The organism is Xanthomonas sp. 3075 (assembly GCF_014197275.1).
Classification (GTDB): domain Bacteria; phylum Pseudomonadota; class Gammaproteobacteria; order Xanthomonadales; family Xanthomonadaceae; genus Xanthomonas; species Xanthomonas campestris_B.
The window spans coordinates 162,063-179,508 of sequence record NZ_JACIFI010000007.1; the positions used below are offsets into that span (position 1 = coordinate 162,063).

Consider the following 17,446-nt stretch of genomic DNA (forward strand, 5'->3'; position numbering starts at 1 on the left):
CGTCAGCGGGTCACAACGCACGCCGTACCCCGTAAAAGCAAACGCCCCGCAGTGCGGGGCGTTGGTTCAAACGGACAACCGCCAGCGCTTAGCGCTGGCCGGCATCCTTGTACTCACGCTTGTCGTAGCCGGTGTAGATCTGGCGCGGACGGCCGATCTTCATTTCCGGGTCGACCTGCTGTTCCAGCCAATGCGACACCCAGCCGGCGGTGCGTGCGATGGCGAACATCACGGTGAACATTTCCACCGGGATATTCAGCGCCTTGTAGATCAGGCCGGAGTAGAAGTCGACATTCGGGTACAACTTGCGCTGCACGAAGTAATCGTCCTTCAGCGCGGCTTCTTCCAGCTTCAGCGCCACTTCCAGCAACGGATCGTTGACGCCCAGCTCGCCCAGCACCTTGTGGGTCATCTCGCGGATGATCTTGGCGCGCGGGTCGAAGTTCTTGTAGACGCGGTGACCGAAGCCCATCAGACGGAACGAGGAGTTCTTGTCCTTGGCCTTGGCCACGGCGGACTCGACGTTGTCTGCGGTGCCGATCTCTTCCAGCATCTTCAGCACCGCCTCGTTGGCGCCGCCGTGTGCCGGGCCCCACAGCGCGGTGATGCCGGCTGCGACCGAGGCGTACGGATTGGCACCGGTCGAACCGACCAGACGCACGGTCGAGGTCGAGGCATTCTGCTCGTGGTCGGCGTGCAGGATGAACAGCAGATCCAGCGCCTTGGCGACCACCGGATTGATCTCCAGCGGCTCGCTCGGCACTTCGAACATCATGTGCAGGAAGCGGTCGACGTAGTTGAGGTTGTTGCGCGGATAGCGGATCGGCCAGCCGATCGAATAGCGGTACGCCGCAGCAGCCAGGGTCGGCACCTTGGCGATCAGACGGATGGCGGCCTGACGGCGCTGTTCCGGATCGTTGAGGTCCAGGGTGTCGTGATAGAACGCCGACAGCGACGCGACCGAACCGGCCAGCATGGCCATCGGATGGGCGTCGTGACGGAAGCCACCGAGGAAGTTCTTCAGCGACTCGTGCATCATCGTGTGATGCGTGACTTCGTGGTCGAACTTCTGGAATTCGTCCGCCGTCGGCAGCTCGCCGTTCATCAGCAGGTACGACACTTCGAGGAAGCTGGACTTCTCGGCCAACTGTTCGATCGGGTAGCCGCGATACAGCAACACGCCGTTGTCGCCATCGATGTAGGTGATGGCCGACTTGCAGCTGGCGGTGGCGGTGAAGCCCGAGTCGTAGGTGAACAGACCGGTTTCTTTGGTCAGCTTTGAAATATCGACGCAATCATTGCCAAGCGTGGGCTTGAGTACCGGCAGAACGACCGACTTGTCGCCGGCGTTGAGCGTGACCTGATCAAGATCGGACACTATGTACGCTCCTTCAGTGGAAGGCGCCTGTCACCAAATGGGCAGGCACGTGATGGAAGTCCAGGGCATCGCCCCGGATCACGTCATTATCGCACAGCAACATTTTGGCCGTCGCTTGGACAGAAGTCGTAGACGCACCCGTCCAGGGCGCGAAAACGAAGCTATCGCCGCACAAAAAACAACGGCCGCGCAATGCGCGGCCGTTGCCGGTACAGCCCGTCCTGCAAGTTCAGCGCGCGTAGCGCTTCTGGAACTTGTCGATACGGCCGCCGGTGTCGATCACCTTGTGCTTGCCGGTATAGAACGGGTGCGATGCCGAGGAAATATCCACCTTGATCAGCGGATAGTCCTGGCCGTCTTCCCACTTCACGGTCTCTTTCGAGCTCATGGTGGAACGGGTCAGAATCTTGAAATCGGACGTCACGTCGTGGAAGACGACGTCGTTGTAGCTGGGATGAACGTTATCTTTCATGGACTTGGCGCCGGGCTGCCTGGATAAGCCGGTCATTATAGCGGCCACTCTTTGCCCGGTGCAACCCAGGCCCTAACCCGCTGCCAATGCCGCCCCGACCAGGCCATAGAACTGCTGGCAGTCGTACTCCAGCAGCAGATTGGCGTTGTCGGACCCGCCGCCTTGGCGATTCCAGTCCACCAGGGTCATGCCGCGGGTGTGGGTGCCGGTCAGCTCGATGTGGACCGGCCGCCGCTCCAGCCGCTGCGCGCCTTCCGGGTGCAGCGCGAACGCCATCGCCAGCGCATCGGCGGCATACCAATGCTCGCCACGGCTGTCTTCGGACCACAGGCGGGTCTTGCGCGAGATTTCTTCATAGAAGCGCGCACGCACCGAGTCGGCCGCCAGCCATTGCTCGACATCGCGATGCAACAGACCGTGCGCGATGGTGGCTTCCCAGTCGGCGACATCGAACTGCGGAAAACCGCGGAACACGATATGCGCCGCTTCCGGGTCGAAGCCGATATTGAATTCGGCCGCCGCGGTGATGTTGCCGTGCCCGGTCAGCGCCCCGCCCATCACCACCAGCCGCGCCACGCGCTGCGGCAGGGTCGGGTCCAGCGTGAGCGCCAGCGCCAGATTGGTCAGCGGACCGAGCGCGACCAGCAGCAGCGTGCCGGCGTGGGCGTGCGACAGGCGCAGGATGGCCAGCGCGGCATGCTCGGCCTCGGCAGTGCGTTTGGCCGGCGCCAGGCCGACATCGCCAAAGCCATCGATGCCATGCACATGCGCCGCGTCCACCGAGGGATGCAGCAGCGGCTGCGGGCAGCCCGCGTACACCGGCACATCGTCACGCCCGGCAATCTCGCAGACCTTCAGGGCGTTGCGCACGGTGTGCTCCAGGCCCACGTTGCCGGCCGCGATGGTCAGGCCAACGACCTCATGCCGGGTGTCGTTGAAGGCCATCAGCAATGCCAGCGCGTCGTCCACGCCCGGGTCGGTGTCGATCAGCAGCGGTATCTTTTTGGTCATGGGATTGGAGATTGGGCATTCGGGATTCGTTACCGCATCTTCGCAAGGATCGGCGTGTCAGGCGAATCACCCGGACGCCCAGGACACAGCAGCCTCCTCGCTTTTCCGATTCCCGATTCCCGGCCGCTCACGCGGCCGCGTAACGCACCGCGCTGCCGATCCAGCGTGCGACCACACGGTCTGCAATGTCCGGCGCCTCGTCCAGCAAGCGTTCGGCAAGGACCTGAACGCGCGGCAGCAGGCCGGCGTCGCGGGCCAGATCGGCAATGCGGAAACTTGCCAGGCCGGTCTGACGGGTGCCCAGCAATTCGCCCGGGCCGCGCAGTTCCAGATCCTTTTCGGCGATCACGAAGCCGTCGTTGGTCTGACGCATGGTTTCCAGGCGCTGGCGCGCCATCATCGACAACGGCGCCTGATACAGCAGCACGCAACTGGACGCGGCCGCGCCGCGCCCGACCCGGCCGCGCAACTGGTGCAACTGCGCCAGACCCAGGCGCTCGGCATTTTCGATGATCATCAGCGAGGCATTGGGCACGTCCACGCCGACCTCGATCACCGTGGTGGCGACCAGCAGATCGGTGTTTCCCTGCTTGAAATCCAGCATGGCCTTCTGTTTTTCGGCCGGTTTCATGCGCCCGTGTACCAGCGCCACGCGCACGCCGGGCAATTGCGCGGACAAGGCTTCGAAGGTGACCTGCGCCGCCTGCGCTTCGATCTTTGGCGGGCCACTGGGCACCCCCTTGCCGGGCTCTTCGCTTTCTTCGATCAAGGTGCACACCCAGTACGCCTGCCGCCCTTCGGCGCAGGCGGCGCGGATGCGCTCGACCAGGTCCGGCCGCCGTTCGGCACTGAGCACGATGGTCTGCACCGGCGTGCGCCCGGGCGGGAGCTCGTCGATGGCCGAGACATCCAGATCCGCATAGGTGGACATGGCCAAGGTGCGCGGGATCGGCGTGGCGGTCATCACCAACTGATGCGGCACGCTGCCGGCAGCCGCGCCCTTGTCGCGCAAGGCCAGGCGTTGATGCACGCCGAAGCGGTGCTGCTCGTCGATGATGGCCAACGCCAGATCGTGGAAGACCACCGCCTCCTGCATCAAGGCATGCGTGCCCACCACCACCTGCGCCTGGCCGGAGGCCACCTCGGCCATTGCCGCGGCGCGCGCCTTGCCGGTGACCTTGCCGGCCAGCCAGACGATGCGCACGCCCAGCGGTTCCAGCCAGCCGCGCAGATTGGTGAGGTGTTGTTCGGCCAGCAATTCGGTCGGTGCGGCCAGCGCGACCTGCTTGCCCTGCTCCACCGCCAGCATCGCCGCCAAGGCGGCGACCACGGTCTTGCCGCTACCGACATCGCCCTGCACCAGCCGCAGCATCGGCGATGGCTTGGCCAGGTCACGGGCAATCTGCTCGAACACGCGCTGCTGCGCACCGGTGAGCTGGAACGGCAATGCCGCACGCAATTGCTGCACCAGGCTCCCATTACCGGGCAGCCTAGGCGCATGAAAGCGCTGCAAGGCGATGCGTTGGCGACGCAGGCTGAGCTGATGCGCCAGCAATTCTTCAAGCGCCAGGCGCTGCTGGGCCGGATGACCGCCTGCCAGCAGCTGCTGCGGATCGGTGTTCACCGGCGGGCGATGCATGGTCAGCAACGCCGCGCGCAACGACGGCAGCTGCTCGTCCTGCAGCCAGTGCGGCGGCAGCAGTTCCAGCGCCGCCTCCGCTGGCAACCGTTCCAGCGCCTGGCCGATGAGTTTGCGCAGCGTGGCCGGGCCGACCCCTTCCAGCACCGGATAGACCGGATCCAGGCTGTCGCCCAGCCCGGCATCCTCGCCCGGTGCGAGTACGCGGTAACTGGGATGCACGATTTCCCAGCCGTTCTGTCCCGGCTTGGGCGTGCCGAAGACCCGCAGCCGCGCGCCCGGTGAAAATTGCGCCACCTGCGCGGCGCGGAAATGGAAGAAGCGCAGCACCACGGTGCCGTGCGAATCGTCCGACACCGCCACCCGCAACATCGGCCGGTAACGGAAGCCGCGTTCCACCGCATCGACGCGGCCTTCGATCTGCGCCGGCACACCGGCCTGCAGCTGCGCGATCGTGGTCAGCCGCGTGCGGTCTTCGTAGCGCAACGGCAGATGCAGCCACAGATCCTGCAGGGTCAAAATGCCGCGCGCAGCGAACTTGTCGGCCACTTTCGGGCCGACGCCGGGCAGGCTGGCAAGCGAGGCCTGGCCTGCGACGGCCAGGCTTGGCGTGACGGTAGGTGCGCGCGGCACGGCAGAGCGTTCGGATCAGCCGACCTGACTCAGTCGAGCACCATCACCGCATCGACTTCAAAGCCCGCGCCCTTGGGCAGGCCGGAGACCTCGATGGTCGAACGCGCGGGGAACGGGGCCTGGAAATACTCCTGCATCACCGCATTGACCGCGGCGAACTGGCTGAGATCGGTCAGGTACAGGCCCAGCCGCACGATCTTGTCGAGCGAGCCGCCGGCGGCTTCGGCAACCGCCTTGAGGTTATCGAAGCAGCGGCGTGCCTGCGCACCGATGTCGCCGGGCACGATCTCGCCGGTGGCCGGATCCAGCGGGATCTGCCCGGAGAAATACACCGTGTTGCCGGCACGCACGGCCTGCGAGTACGGGCCAATGGCGGCAGGCGCCTGGTCGGTATGGATGATCTGGGACATGGCAACTCCGTCAACGCTGAAAACGAACGCGCATTGTATCGGCGCCCGCCCTGCCCGAGCCAATGCGACGGCGCGGCGCATGCGTCGGGTTCCAGGCAGCGAAGGCCGGAAGCTGGCTCAGGTGATCGGTGCCGGATTGAACAAGGCCAGATCGTTGTGCAACCGATGCCGCTCGGTCCAGGTGCGCTGCCCGCTGGCCACGTCCAGATACCGCTGGAACAGTTCCCAGCCGAGTTGCTCCAGCGTCTTGGCGCCGGTGGCGACGACGCCGGCATCGATGTCCATCAGGTCGGACCAGCGCTGCGCCAGCTCGGTACGCGTGGCGACCTTGATCACCGGCACCATGCCCAGGCCGTACGGCGTTCCGCGTCCGGTGGTGAAGACATGCAGATTCATGCCCGCCGCTACCTGCAAGGTGCCGCAGACAAAGTCGCTGGCAGGCGTGGCGCAGTACTGCAGCCCGCGCCCCTTGAGCCGTTCGCCCGGCGACACCACGCCGTTGATCGGCGAGGAGCCCGACTTGGCGATCGACCCCATCGCCTTTTCGACGATGTTGGCCAGGCCGCCTTTCTTGTTGCCGGGCGTGGTGTTGGCACTGCGGTCGGCCTGCCCGCGCGCAAGATAGGCGTCGTACCAGGCCATCTCGCGCACCAGCGCCTTGGCCACCTCGGCATCGGCTGCGCGCGGCACCAGCAGATGGATGCCGTCGCGCACCTCGGTGTTCTCCGAGAACATCACCGTGGCGCCGGCACGCACCAGCAGATCGGCCGCAATCCCCAGGCCGGGGTTGGCGGTCACGCCGGAGAACGCATCGCTGCCACCACATTGCATGCCCACCACCAATTCGCTGGCGGGGACGGTTTGGCGGCGGCGCGTGTCCAGATGGCGCAGCCGTTCTTCGGCCATCGCCATGATCGAGTCGACCATGTCGGCAAAGCCCAAGGAGGCCTGCTGCAGGCGATAGATAGCGCTGTCGTCGGTGCTGGCATCGTCGGCCAGCAGGCGCTCGGGCGCCAGCTTCTCGCAGCCCAGCCCGACGATCAGCGCCTGGCCGCCGAAATTGGGACTGCGCGCGATGTTGCGCAGCGTGCGGATCGGGATGATCGCTTCTGGCGCAGTGATGGCCACGCCGCAGCCATAGACGTGATTGACCGCGACCACATCGTCGACATTGGGATACTTGGGCAGCAACTCGGCGCGGATGCGTGCGACCGCATGCCCGAGCACGCCGACCACGCATTGCACGCTGGTCATGATGCCGAGGATGTTGCGCGTGCCGACGCTGCCGTCGCGGTTGCGGAAACCCTCGAAGGTGTAGCCCTGCAGTGGCTCGGGAGCTGGCGCCGGCTGCAGCGACAGATCCAGCGTGGCCAGCTCGGGGGCCTCCGGCATGTCCAGCAGTTGCTCGCTCACCCACGCACCGCGCGCGATGTCGGCATTGGCGGTGCCGATGACCGCGCCCAGGCGGACCACCGGCGCCCCCCTGGGCACGTCTTCCAGGGCTATCTTGTGGCCCTGCGGCACGTGCTCGATGGCGGTCGGCCCATCTGGAAAGGCGGCTCCGGCCGGCGCGCCGCCGTCGTTGACGACGATGGCGACATTGTCGTGCGCATGCGCGCGGATACTGAGCCAGCGAGCGGGTTGCTGGGTTGCGGACATCGTGGGCTACCTTGCGAAACGTGTGGGGAAGGCACTATCGGTTGGGGCTGTCGAACTGACGCCGATACTGCAGAATCAGGCGGTTTTCATCGACATTGCGCTGGTAATTGGAGCGGAAGGTCCCGTTGAACCAGATGATGCTCAGATGCTTGAAGCGCTCGCCCTGGAACTGATAGGTGGTCAACACATCGCGCGCCCACTCGCGGCCTTCGCCGGCGTAGGCCGCCGGCCGTGCATTGTCGCCGCTGATGTAGCGCGCCATGACGCTGAGGCCGGGAATGCCGATGCCGTCGCCATCGATGTTGTAGCGCAGTTGCCAGCTGCGCTCGCCACGTTCGAGGAAGTCGTTGATGAAGGTCCAGTTGAAGACATTGCCATCGGTGCCGCCCGGCCATGGCATGGCGCTGGGCCCGGACAGTGCTTGATAGCCCGCACCGAATTCGTGGGCGCCGCTGCGCCAGGACACCATCGTGCTGAACATGCGGTTGTCGATCGGGCCCGCGCGCGACTGGCCGATATCGTCGGTGCGGAAGTAGCGCAGATCCACGCGAAGACGATCCTTGCCGAACATGTGGGTCTGGATCAGGTTGTAGAGCTGCTGACGATAGACGTCTTCCATCAGCCCACCCTGATAGCGCAGTTGGGTGCCCGGAGCGAGCGTGTAAGTCGCCGAGAGCAGATTGAAGGCGTCCGAATCCGGCGTCCCGCTGAAGCGTCGATTCTTGTTGGTCAGGGTGATCGGCACGCGCGAATCGCCATCGCGATACCAGGCGCTGGTGAAGCGCGCGAGCAGCAGATCGAGCTTGGGCACGTCCTTGGATTCCAGCGTCACGCCTTGAAACGTCTCCGGCATGATGCGGGTGATGCTGGCGCGTACCAGCGGCTCGTTGGGAATGAAGCTGCCCCACTTCAATTCGGTTTGCGAGGCGCGCAGTTTGAGCGTGGGTGCCACCCGCATCAGCGCATGTTGCGCTGTGCCATCGTCGTTGTTGGGCAGCAGGCCGGTGCCGCCTTCGGCGCGCACGCCATCGAGCTTGAAATCGCCGATGCCGAGCAGATCCAGCCCGGCGCCGACAGGGCCACGGGTGTATCCGCTTTTGGCATCGACGACGAAACCCTGCGCCCATTCGGCGCGTTTGCCCTGTCCGTCGCCACTGCGAAAATCACGGTTGTAATAGAAATTGAGCGCGGTGAGCTCGGTGCTTGCGCCATTCCAGAACCCGTCTTCCGGCGCTTGCGCACGTGCACGCCCGGCAGCGCCGACCGCCAGCAGCGCAGCGCTACCGAGTGCCATCATGTTCTTCATTGATCCGTTCTCCGGCTGTGGTGACCTTGCGTGTGGCGCGCCGTAGACGACGGCAGCGCTAGCGCACCAGGCACGGCCGCTTGTTGTCGAAGCTCCAGTTCGGAATCAGCGCCTGCATCGCCGCCGCGTCGTCGCGCGCCCCGAGGCCCAGTCCCTGATAGGTGCGATGCGCCGCTTCCAGCGCATCCATATCGAGTTCGACACCCAGTCCGGGCTTCGCCGGCACCTGGATCTGGCCACCGGCGATCTGTAACGGGGTGTGGGTCAGGCGTTGGCCGTCCTGCCAGATCCAGTGCGTGTCGATCGCGGTCACCCGCCCCGGCGCTGCGGCGGCAACGTGGGTAAACATCGCCAGCGAAATATCGAAATGGTTGTTGGAATGCGAGCCCCAGGTCAGGCCCCAGTCGCGGCACAGTTGCGCCACCCGCACCGAGCCTTGCAGCGTCCAGAAGTGCGGGTCGGCCAGCGGGATATCCACCGACTGCAGCTGGATGGCGTGGCCCATCTGCCGCCAGTCGGTGGCGATCATGTTGGTGGCCGTGGGCAGGCCGGTGGCGCGGCGGAATTCGGCCATCACCTCACGCCCTGAATAGCCATCCTGCGCGCCGCACGGATCCTCGGCATAGGCCATCACGCCATGCATGTCACGACACAGCGCGATGGCCTGCTCAAGCGACCAGGCGCCATTGGGATCGAGGGTGATGCGCGCCTGCGGAAAACGCGCATGCAACGCATGGATCGCGGCAATCTCATCCTCGCCGCGCAACACGCCGCCCTTGAGCTTGAAATCGCGAAAGCCGTATTTCTCGTACGCCGCTTCGGCCAGGCGCACCACCGACTCGGGCGTCAATGCTTCCTGGTCGCGTAGCGCTTCCCACGCATCGTTGGCATTGCTGCCGTCACGATAATCCAGCGCTGTCTTGCGACGATCGCCGATGAAAAACAGATAGCCCAGCACATCCACCGCATCGCGCTGCTGGCCCTCGCCGAGCAGTGCGGCAACCGGTTGATCCAGAAACTGTCCAAGCAGATCGAGCAATGCCGCTTCGATGGCGGTCACCGCATGGATGGTGATGCGCAGATCGAAGGTCTGCAGGCCGCGCCCGGCGCTGTCGCGGTCGGCGAACGCCGTGCGTACCTGGTTGAGGATGCGCGGGTAATCGGCGATGGAGCGGCCATGAATGAGCGCAGCGGCATCGCGCAGCAGCCCGGCGATGGCATCGCCGCCAGGCACCTCGCCTACGCCGGTGCGCCCGGACGAATCGCGCAGGACGAGCACGTTGCGGGTGAAGTACGGCGCATGCGCGCCACTGAGATTGAGCAGCATGCTGTCCTGGCCGGCGACCGGTACGACGCGCACGTCGGTGATGCGCGGCGTGGTACCGATGCCGTCAGGTGAGCGATGGATAGTCATCACGATTCTCCGAAGATGGTCAAAGCGGTGCGGGGACGGGCGTGGATGGGCCGCCCGGCGGGGCCTTCAATTCCACGCGCTTGATTTCGCCGACGACCACCAGATAGGACAGCACCGCCAGCAAGGCATTGAGTCCCACGAACACCAGCGCCCACTTGAAGGTGCCGGTGGTGGAGACGATGTAGCCGATCACGATCGGCGTGGTGATGCCGGCGATGTTGCCGAAGGTATTGAACAGGCCACCGGACAGACCGGCGATTTCCTTGGGCGAGGTGTCGGCGACCACCGCCCAGCCGAGAGCACCGATGCCCTTGCCGAAGAACGCCAGCGCCATCAGACCGACCACCATCCATTCGGCTTGCACGTAGTTGCAGCCGATCATCGTCACCGACATCAACATGCCGACCACGATGGGCGTCTTGCGCGAGACGGTCAGCGAATAGCCACGCCGCACCATGCGGTCGGAGATATAGCCGCCCAGCACGCCACCGGCGAAGCCGCACACCGCTGGCAACGAGGCGACGAAACCGGCTTCCAGGATCGACATGCCGCGCTCCTTGACCAGATACACCGGAAACCAGGTCAGGAAGAAATACGTCAGCGTGGTGATGCAGTACTGGCCGATGTACACGCCCAGCAACATGCGATTGCACAACAACTGCTTGGCGTAATGCCATTGCGTGCCCTTGGGCTGGCTACCGGACCTGTTGCCCTGCTCCATGTCCACCAGCGCGCCGTTGCGCCGGATGTAGTCCAGTTCCTGCGCCGACAACCTGGGGTGTTCGCGCGGCGCGAAGATCGTCTTTTTCCACAGTGCGGCCAGCAATACGCCCACCGCACCCATCACCAGAAACACGTGTTCCCACCCCCAGGCATGCACCAGCCAGCCCATCAGCGGCGCAAACGCCACCGTGGCGAAATACTGCGCGGAGTTGAAGATCGATGCGGCCAGGCCGCGCTCGGCGGTGGGAAACCACGCCGCCACGATGCGGCTATTGCCAGGGAACGACGGCGCTTCGGCAATGCCGACCAGAAAGCGCAGCACGAACAAGGTGGTGACCGCCCAGGTCACCGGCACCCAGCCGATAAAGCCCTGCAGCGCGGTGAACAACGACCAGATCAGCAGCGACAGGCCGTAGACGCGCCGCGAGCCGAAGCGATCGAGCAACCAGCCGCCGGGAATCTGCCCGGCCACGTAGGCCCAGCCGAACGCGGAAAAGATGAAACCCATCTGCAGCGCGTCGATGCCCAGTGCGTCCTGGACGGCCGAACCGGCGATGGACAGGGTGGCGCGATCGGCATAGTTGATCGTGGTCACCACGAACAGCATCAGCAGAATCAGATAACGCCTGCGTGGAACCGTCGTTGAATCGACTGTCGTTGCACCGACAGTCTTTGTGTCGATAGCCATCATCGTTCCTCACCTATGACGATGGAAGCGCAGTGCGCTTCGATGCTCCAAAGTGCGCCTGTCGCCAGCGTGCCGGACCCTCCTCCGGCACGCCTCAGGCATCGTTGCCGCGGTCGCGCTCAGTCGTGGCCCAGCGCGCCGTCGACACGTCGCCACAACCCGAGCGGATTGCCATCGGCCAAGGCAGCGGGCATGAGCGCGGCAGGCAGATCCTGGTAGCAGACCGGCCGCAGGAAGCGGTCGATCGCCAGCGTGCCCACCGAGGTGCTGCGGCTATCGGAGGTCGCCGGAAACGGGCCGCCGTGCACCATCGCGTGGCAAACCTCCACGCCGGTAGGCCAGTCGTTGACCAGGATGCGCCCGGCCTTGCGCTCCAGAATCGGCAGCAGCGCGGCGGCGGTTGCGGTATCGCCTGCATCCATGTGCAGCGTGGCGGTGAGCTGGCCTTCCAACTGCTCGCTCAATGCGGCCAACTGCGCGCTGTCCCTGCACCGAACCAGCAGCGACGAGGCGCCGAACACTTCGGCCTGTAACGCTTCATCGGCCAGAAACGCATCGGCGTCGGTAGCAAACAAGGCTGCCGGGCAGCGACCCGCATCCGGCGCATCGCCACGCGCCAGCGTGGTCACCTGCGGATGCGCGACCAGGCGTTGCACACCCTGGGCATAAGCGTGGCCGATCCCGGCAGTGAGCATCACGCCGGGCGAGACCTGTTGCAGGGCTTGCGTTGCAGAGGCGATGAAGGCATCCAGCGCAGGCGAATCGATCGCCAGCAACAGGCCGGGATTGGTGCAGAACTGGCCAGCGCCCAGCGTAAGCGAGCCGACGCAGGCCTTGCCCAATGCCTGCGCACGCGCCTGCAGCGCGTGCGGCAACAAATACACCGGATTGATCGCGCTCATTTCCGCATACACCGGAATCGGCTCACGGCGCGCCGCCGCGATCTGCAGCAGCGCCATGCCACCGCCACGCGACCCGGTGAAACCGACCGCCTTGATCCGCGCATCGGCCACCAGCTGCGCGCCGATCTCGATGCCGGCGTCGAACAGCAGCGAGAACACGCCCTCCGGCAATCCGCATTGCGCCACCGCGGCCTGAATCGCGCGGCCCACCAGTTCCGAGGTCCCCGGATGCGCGCCGTGTGCCTTGACCACCACCGGGCACCCGGCTGCCAGGGCCGAAGCGGTATCGCCGCCGGCCACCGAGAACGCCAGCGGGAAATTGCTGGCGCCGAACACCGCCACCGGCCCCAGCGCGATATGGCGCTGGCGCAGGTCCGCGCGCGGCAACGGCGTGCGCTGCGGCAGCGCAGGGTCGATGCGCGCCTGCAGCCAGCTGCCCTCGCGCACCACGCTGGCGAACACGCGCAGTTGCCCCACGGTGCGTCCGCGCTCGCCTTCCAGGCGTGCGCGCGGCAGGCCGCTTTCGCGCATCGCGCGTTCGATCAAGGCATCGCCCAGCGCCACGATGTTGTCGGCGATCGTCTCCAGGAACTGCGCCCGTGCCTGCAGCGGTGTTTCGCGATAAGAATCGAAGGCCGCCTGTGCCAGGGCGCAAGCCTGCTCCAGGTCCGGCGCGGTCGCCGACCCGAACACCGGCTCCAGCAGCTCGCCGCTGGCGGCATCCACGCCCTGCAAGGCAACGCCGGTGCCGACCACGCTGCGCTGGCCGATCAGCGATTCACCCAGGATCGTGTACATCAGCGGCGCCCTCCGATCAGTTGCTTGAGCTGGGCGGATTCGGCGTCGGTCAGATCGGCCAACGGCGTGCGCACCGGCCCGGCTGGGCGGCCCACCGCGCGCATGCCGGCCTTGACGATGGACACCGCATAGCCGGCGCGCCGGTTGCGCAGCACCGTGTACGGCAGCACGAAGTCGTTGAGCTCGCGGTAGATGGTGGCGTGGTCACGCGCCCGCACCGCCGCGTAGAACGCCAGTGCCCATTCCGGCAGGAAATTGAAGATGGCCGAGGAATACGTGGTAACGCCCATTTCCAGATACGGCAATGCAAAGGTTTCGGCCGTCGGCAGGCCGCCGACATACAGCAGGCGATCGCCTAGCCGCGCATAGATGCGGGTCATGCGATCCACATCGCCGATGCCATCCTTGTAGCCCACCAGGTTGGGGCAGCGCTCGGCCACGCGCGCCAGTGTCACATCGTCGAGCTTGGCGTTGGCACGCCCGTAGACGATCACGCCCAGCTTGGTCGCCTTGCAGACGCGCTCGACATGCGCAGCCACGCCGTCTGCGTCGCACTCGGTCAGGTATGGCGGGAACAGCAGGATGCCGTCGGCATCGTTGCGCTCGGCCGCCTGCGCCATGTCGACCGCAATCGCGGTGCCGTAGCCGGCCGGTGCGATCACCGGCATGCGGCCTGCGGTCTGGGTCACTGCCGCGCGCACCGCGCGGTTGACTTCGTCCAGGGTCAGCGAGAACAACTCGCCGGTGCCGCCTGCGGCGAACAGGCCCGCAGCCGGATGCGAGGACAGCCAGTCCAGGTTGCTGCGGTAGGCCGGCTCGTCGAAGGCCAGCGCCGCGTCGAAATGGGTGACCGGAAACGACAGCAATCCGGCGCCTAGCGCCTGGGCCATTTCGGTAGGTGTGTATCTGCTGCTCATGGATGCGTGGGTCCTAGGCGGGGGTGGAAGGATCCTAGGAAGGCGCATCGTTGCTGGTCCAAACCAAATTACGTATTGTTTGATACCTCTATTGAATCAGTGCCTGCACGGAAACGGCGCAGCGATTGCAAGCCGCTGCTTTGCAACGGCTTTTTTGTCGCCGCGTGATTGCCCGCGATGGCGCACGCGCAGGCAGCGAACACTGCGGCAGGCGTATTCATCTGCACCGCCGCAGCAAACATGCTGCGAGTGCAGCACCCGATCACCGCAGCATCGCTCTGAGAGGCAACCCCGGATGTTCGATCTGCCGCAATTACGCTGCTTTGTCGCGGTTGCCGACGAACTGCATTTCCGTCGCGCGGCCGAGCGTCTGAACATGACCCAGCCACCGCTGAGCCGGCAGATCCAATTGCTGGAGCACAACGTCGGTACACCGCTGCTCGAACGCAACAGCCGCCACGTGCGCCTGACCCAGGCCGGGCGCAGCCTGTTGGCCGAGGCGCGCGCGATCCTGCGCCTGGCGGAAAACGCCGGCCTGCGCGCGCGACGCATTGGCATGGGCGATGCCGGCAGCGTATCGGTGGGTTTCACCGCAGGCGCCAGCTACCGTTTTTTGCCGGAGGCCATCGCACGCTGGCGCAGCGAAGCGCCGGATGTCGATCTGCAACTCAAGGAGATGGTCAGCCTGGCGCAACTGGACGCCCTGGACGCCGGGCGCCTGGACATCGGCCTGCTGCGACCGCCGATCCAGCGACAGGGCTTGCGCAGTCGCTGCGTGGCGCGCGAACCGCTGATTGCCGCGCTCCCCGAGGACGCGCCATTGGCGCAGCGGAGCAGTCTGCGCCTGCAGGACTTCGACCGACAGCCGCTGGTCAACTACGCGCCCGACGAAGCGCGCTACTTCTACGATCTGCTCGCGCAATTGTTCGGTGCGCGTGGCATCGCGCCGCGCTCGGTGCAATACGTCAGCCAGATCCACTCGGTGCTGGCGCTGGTGCGTGGCGGCATGGGCATGGCGCTGGTGCCCGAAGGCGCCAGCGGCCTGCGCTATGCCGGCATCGTCTATCTGCCGTTGCAGGACGATGCGCCCGCCACACCGGTGGAACTGCACCTGGTGTGGAAGCAGGACAACGACAACCCCGCCTTGCACCGGCTGATCGCCTAGAGCCTGTGACACCAGGCCACTGGCCTGGGAGCCAGTCACTCGCCGTGCCGCGTGTTCGGCAAGGCGATGCGATTCTCCGCGTCATCGCCGCGTGCAGCCATCCGGCGGCTACTGACGACCGACGCTCTGCACCACATGCAACCGCCGCAGCCGGCGCATCACCTCGGCCAGATGGCGGCGGTCGCGGACCTGGATGTTGAAACGCAACACCGCCGCATTGAAATCGCGGTCCAGGTAATCCACGCGTTCGATATTGGACTGGCTCTGCGCGATCGCCGCCGCAAGCTGGGCCAGCACCCCGGTGCGGTTTTCCACTTCGACCACCAGGGCGGTGTCGTAATCGCCGGTGACGCCGGAATCCCAATCGATCGGCACCCAGCGCTCGGGCGACTTGCGCAGTTCGGCCAGGTTGGGGCAGTCCAGCCGGTGCACCACGATGCCCTTGCCGGCGGTGTGGTAGCCCATGATTTCGTCGCCGGGAATCGGCTGGCAACAGTTGGCGAAACTGATCACGCCACGCTCGCTGCCATCGATCAGGATCTTTTCGTGCGAATGCTTGGAATGCCCGCCGCCGCGCAGCTCGGCGTAGGCCATCAACGCCTGTGCGGCCTGGGTCGGCATCCAGTTGCCCAGCGCGACATCGGCCAGCAGGGCTTCCAGGCGCGGGTAGCGATGCTCGGTGAGGAAGGCATCCAGGCGGCCCTTGGGCAACCGCTCCAGCGAGCTGTCCATCGCTTCCAGCGCACGATCGAGCATGCGGTGGCCAAGCTGCACGGCGTCTTCGTGTTCGAGTTGCTTGAGCTGGTGGCGGATCGCCGTACGCGCCTTGCTGCTGACCACAAATTCCAGCCACTGCGGCTTGGGCGTGGCCGAGCGCGCGGTGATGATCTCCACCGCCTGCCCGCTGACCAGCTTGGTGCGCAGCGGCACCAGCTTCTTGTCCACCCGCGAGGCCACCGCGCGATTGCCCACATCGGTATGCACCGCGTAGGCGAAATCCAGCGCGGTGGAATTGCGTGGCAACGCCAGGATCTTGCCCTTTGGCGTGAACAGATAGACCTCGTCCGGGAACAGATCCACCTTGACGTTGTCCAGAAACTCCAGCGACGAGCCGGCGGCGCGCTGCGAATCGATCAGCTCCACGATCCAGTCGTGCGCACGGCTCTGCGCGCTGTTGGGCGAGGCCGAGCCGACCTTGTAGGTCCAGTGCGCGGCCACGCCGCGTTCGGCGATCAGGTCCATCTCTTCGGTGCGGATCTGCACCTCGATCGGCGAGCCATACGGGCCGAACAACACCGTGTGCAGCGACTGATAGCCGTTGGCCTTGGGGATCGCAATGAAATCGCGGAAGCGCCCGTCCAGCGGCTTGAAGGTGGCATGCACCGCGCCCAGCGCGTGATAGCAATCGGCCACCGAACGCACCACCAGGCGGAAGCCGAATACATCCATCACCTGGTCGAAGGACTTGTTCTCTTCGTGCATCTTGGAATAGATGCTCCAGGGCGTCTTGATGCGGCTGACCAGCCGATGTTCCAGCCCTTCCTTGGCCAGCCGCTGCGACAACTGCACCTCCACCTGCGCCATCGACTCGCGGCGCACCACCGGCTGGCTGCGAATGTGTTTTTCGAGGATGGCATGACGCCACGGATACAGTGCGCGGAAGCCCAGGTTCTGCAGCTCGGACTTGATCAGGCTCATGCCCAGGCGCTGGGCGATCGGCGCATAGATCTCCAGCGTTTCGCGCGCAATGCGGCTGCGTGCTTCGCTGCTCTGCGCGCCGAGCGTGCGCATGTTGTGCAGGCGGTCGGCGAGCTTGATCATGATCACGCGCAGGTCGCGCGACATCGCCAGCAGCATCTTGCGGAAACTTTCCGCCGCCGCTTCCTGACGGTCGCGGAACTTGAGCTTGTCCAGCTTGGTGACGCCATCGACCAGCTCGGCCACCGCTTCGCCGAATTCGGACGCCAGCTCTGCGCGGGTCAACGGGGTGTCTTCGATGGTGTCGTGCAGGATCGCGGCGATCAGCGATTCCATGTCCAGCCCGAGCTCGGCGAGCACGCCGGCCACGGCCACCGGATGGGTGATGTAGGGCTCGCCCGACTTGCGGGTCTGGCCGGCATGCGCGATGGCGCCCACTTCCCAGGCACGGCGCAGGATCGGCAGCTGCTCCTTGGGAAGGTAGCTGGCAGCGCGTTCGAGGTGCAGGACATAGTCGGGGATGGCCGGGTCGGAAGACGAGGACGTCACGACGGTCGCCTGGGCAGTGGGGCCTGGGTTCATCCCTGAAGACTATGCCAGCAACGCAGTCACGGCAAACGTTTGCGCGCTGCG

Annotated in this window: 13 protein-coding genes; 1 reads left to right on the forward strand and 12 read right to left on the reverse strand. The window is 65.6% G+C overall.

Annotated features, from left to right (window positions below; translation table 11 throughout):
- Positions 1-88 precede the first annotated feature (88 nt).
- The 11 genes from GGR62_RS08925 to kdgD all read right to left on the reverse strand — a co-directional run bounded on the left by GGR62_RS08925 (position 89) and on the right by kdgD (position 13,950).
- Positions 89-1,378: a citrate synthase gene (locus GGR62_RS08925; protein ID WP_023902577.1), complete on the reverse strand. Its 1,290-nt coding sequence runs from the start codon at positions 1,376-1,378 to the stop codon at positions 89-91.
- A gap of 229 nt (positions 1,379-1,607) precedes the next feature.
- Positions 1,608-1,850: a type B 50S ribosomal protein L31 gene (locus tag GGR62_RS08930; RefSeq protein WP_043889669.1), complete on the reverse strand. Its 243-nt coding sequence runs from the start codon at positions 1,848-1,850 to the stop codon at positions 1,608-1,610.
- 72 nt (positions 1,851-1,922) lie between these two features.
- Entirely contained in the window at positions 1,923-2,861 is a 939-nt protein-coding gene (locus tag GGR62_RS08935; protein WP_184407551.1) for a nucleoside hydrolase, read from the reverse strand.
- Between the two features lie 127 nt (positions 2,862-2,988).
- Complete coding sequence (gene recG / locus GGR62_RS08940) at positions 2,989-5,133, reverse strand: ATP-dependent DNA helicase RecG (protein WP_184407552.1); 2,145 nt, start codon at positions 5,131-5,133, stop codon at positions 2,989-2,991.
- 29 nt (positions 5,134-5,162) lie between these two features.
- The gene (locus GGR62_RS08945) at positions 5,163-5,543 is read right to left on the reverse strand and encodes a RidA family protein (RefSeq protein WP_184407553.1); all 381 of its coding nucleotides are present in this window, start codon (positions 5,541-5,543) and stop codon (positions 5,163-5,165) included.
- A 117-nt stretch (positions 5,544-5,660) separates the two neighbouring features.
- Complete coding sequence (gene garD, locus GGR62_RS08950) at positions 5,661-7,202, reverse strand: galactarate dehydratase (RefSeq protein WP_184407554.1); 1,542 nt, start codon at positions 7,200-7,202, stop codon at positions 5,661-5,663.
- A gap of 34 nt (positions 7,203-7,236) precedes the next feature.
- On the reverse strand, positions 7,237-8,508 hold the full coding sequence (locus GGR62_RS08955; RefSeq protein WP_184407555.1) for an OprD family porin: 1,272 nt from the start codon (positions 8,506-8,508) through the stop codon (positions 7,237-7,239).
- A gap of 58 nt (positions 8,509-8,566) precedes the next feature.
- Positions 8,567-9,922, reverse strand: coding sequence for a glucarate dehydratase (gene gudD / locus GGR62_RS08960; protein WP_184407556.1), 1,356 nt, complete (start codon positions 9,920-9,922; stop codon positions 8,567-8,569).
- Positions 9,923-9,941: 19 nt separating this feature from the next.
- Complete coding sequence (locus tag GGR62_RS08965; RefSeq protein WP_221229105.1) at positions 9,942-11,336, reverse strand: MFS transporter; 1,395 nt, start codon at positions 11,334-11,336, stop codon at positions 9,942-9,944.
- A 116-nt stretch (positions 11,337-11,452) separates the two neighbouring features.
- Positions 11,453-13,033: an aldehyde dehydrogenase (NADP(+)) gene (locus GGR62_RS08970; protein WP_184407557.1), complete on the reverse strand. Its 1,581-nt coding sequence runs from the start codon at positions 13,031-13,033 to the stop codon at positions 11,453-11,455.
- Complete coding sequence (gene kdgD / locus GGR62_RS08975; RefSeq protein WP_184407558.1) at positions 13,033-13,950, reverse strand: 5-dehydro-4-deoxyglucarate dehydratase; 918 nt, start codon at positions 13,948-13,950, stop codon at positions 13,033-13,035. The genes GGR62_RS08970 and kdgD overlap by 1 nt, the downstream gene beginning before the upstream one ends.
- A gap of 295 nt (positions 13,951-14,245) precedes the next feature.
- On the opposite strand from kdgD, the gene GGR62_RS08980 reads away from it, so the two are divergent.
- Complete coding sequence (locus GGR62_RS08980; protein WP_184407559.1) at positions 14,246-15,115, forward strand: LysR family transcriptional regulator; 870 nt, start codon at positions 14,246-14,248, stop codon at positions 15,113-15,115.
- Between the two features lie 108 nt (positions 15,116-15,223).
- On the opposite strand, the gene GGR62_RS08985 is transcribed toward GGR62_RS08980, so the two are convergent.
- Positions 15,224-17,395, reverse strand: a complete 2,172-nt coding sequence (locus GGR62_RS08985) for a bifunctional (p)ppGpp synthetase/guanosine-3',5'-bis(diphosphate) 3'-pyrophosphohydrolase (protein ID WP_184407560.1) — start codon at positions 17,393-17,395, stop codon at positions 15,224-15,226.
- Positions 17,396-17,446: the final 51 nt, after the last annotated feature.

Coding starts and splice junctions, on each gene's coding strand:
- GGR62_RS08930 (WP_043889669.1), bottom strand. CDS start 1,850: ATGAAAGATAACGTTCATCCCAGCTACAACGACGTCGTCTTCCACGAC.
- GGR62_RS08935 (WP_184407551.1), bottom strand. CDS start 2,861: ATGACCAAAAAGATACCGCTGCTGATCGACACCGACCCGGGCGTGGAC.
- GGR62_RS08945 (WP_184407553.1), bottom strand. CDS start 5,543: ATGTCCCAGATCATCCATACCGACCAGGCGCCTGCCGCCATTGGCCCG.
- garD (WP_184407554.1), bottom strand. CDS start 7,202: ATGTCCGCAACCCAGCAACCCGCTCGCTGGCTCAGTATCCGCGCGCAT.
- GGR62_RS08955 (WP_184407555.1), bottom strand. CDS start 8,508: ATGAAGAACATGATGGCACTCGGTAGCGCTGCGCTGCTGGCGGTCGGC.
- gudD (WP_184407556.1), bottom strand. CDS start 9,922: ATGACTATCCATCGCTCACCTGACGGCATCGGTACCACGCCGCGCATC.
- GGR62_RS08965 (WP_221229105.1), bottom strand. CDS start 11,336: ATGATGGCTATCGACACAAAGACTGTCGGTGCAACGACAGTCGATTCA.
- GGR62_RS08970 (WP_184407557.1), bottom strand. CDS start 13,033: ATGTACACGATCCTGGGTGAATCGCTGATCGGCCAGCGCAGCGTGGTC.
- kdgD (WP_184407558.1), bottom strand. CDS start 13,950: ATGAGCAGCAGATACACACCTACCGAAATGGCCCAGGCGCTAGGCGCC.
- GGR62_RS08980 (WP_184407559.1), top strand. CDS start 14,246: ATGTTCGATCTGCCGCAATTACGCTGCTTTGTCGCGGTTGCCGACGAA.
- GGR62_RS08985 (WP_184407560.1), bottom strand. CDS start 17,395: ATGAACCCAGGCCCCACTGCCCAGGCGACCGTCGTGACGTCCTCGTCT.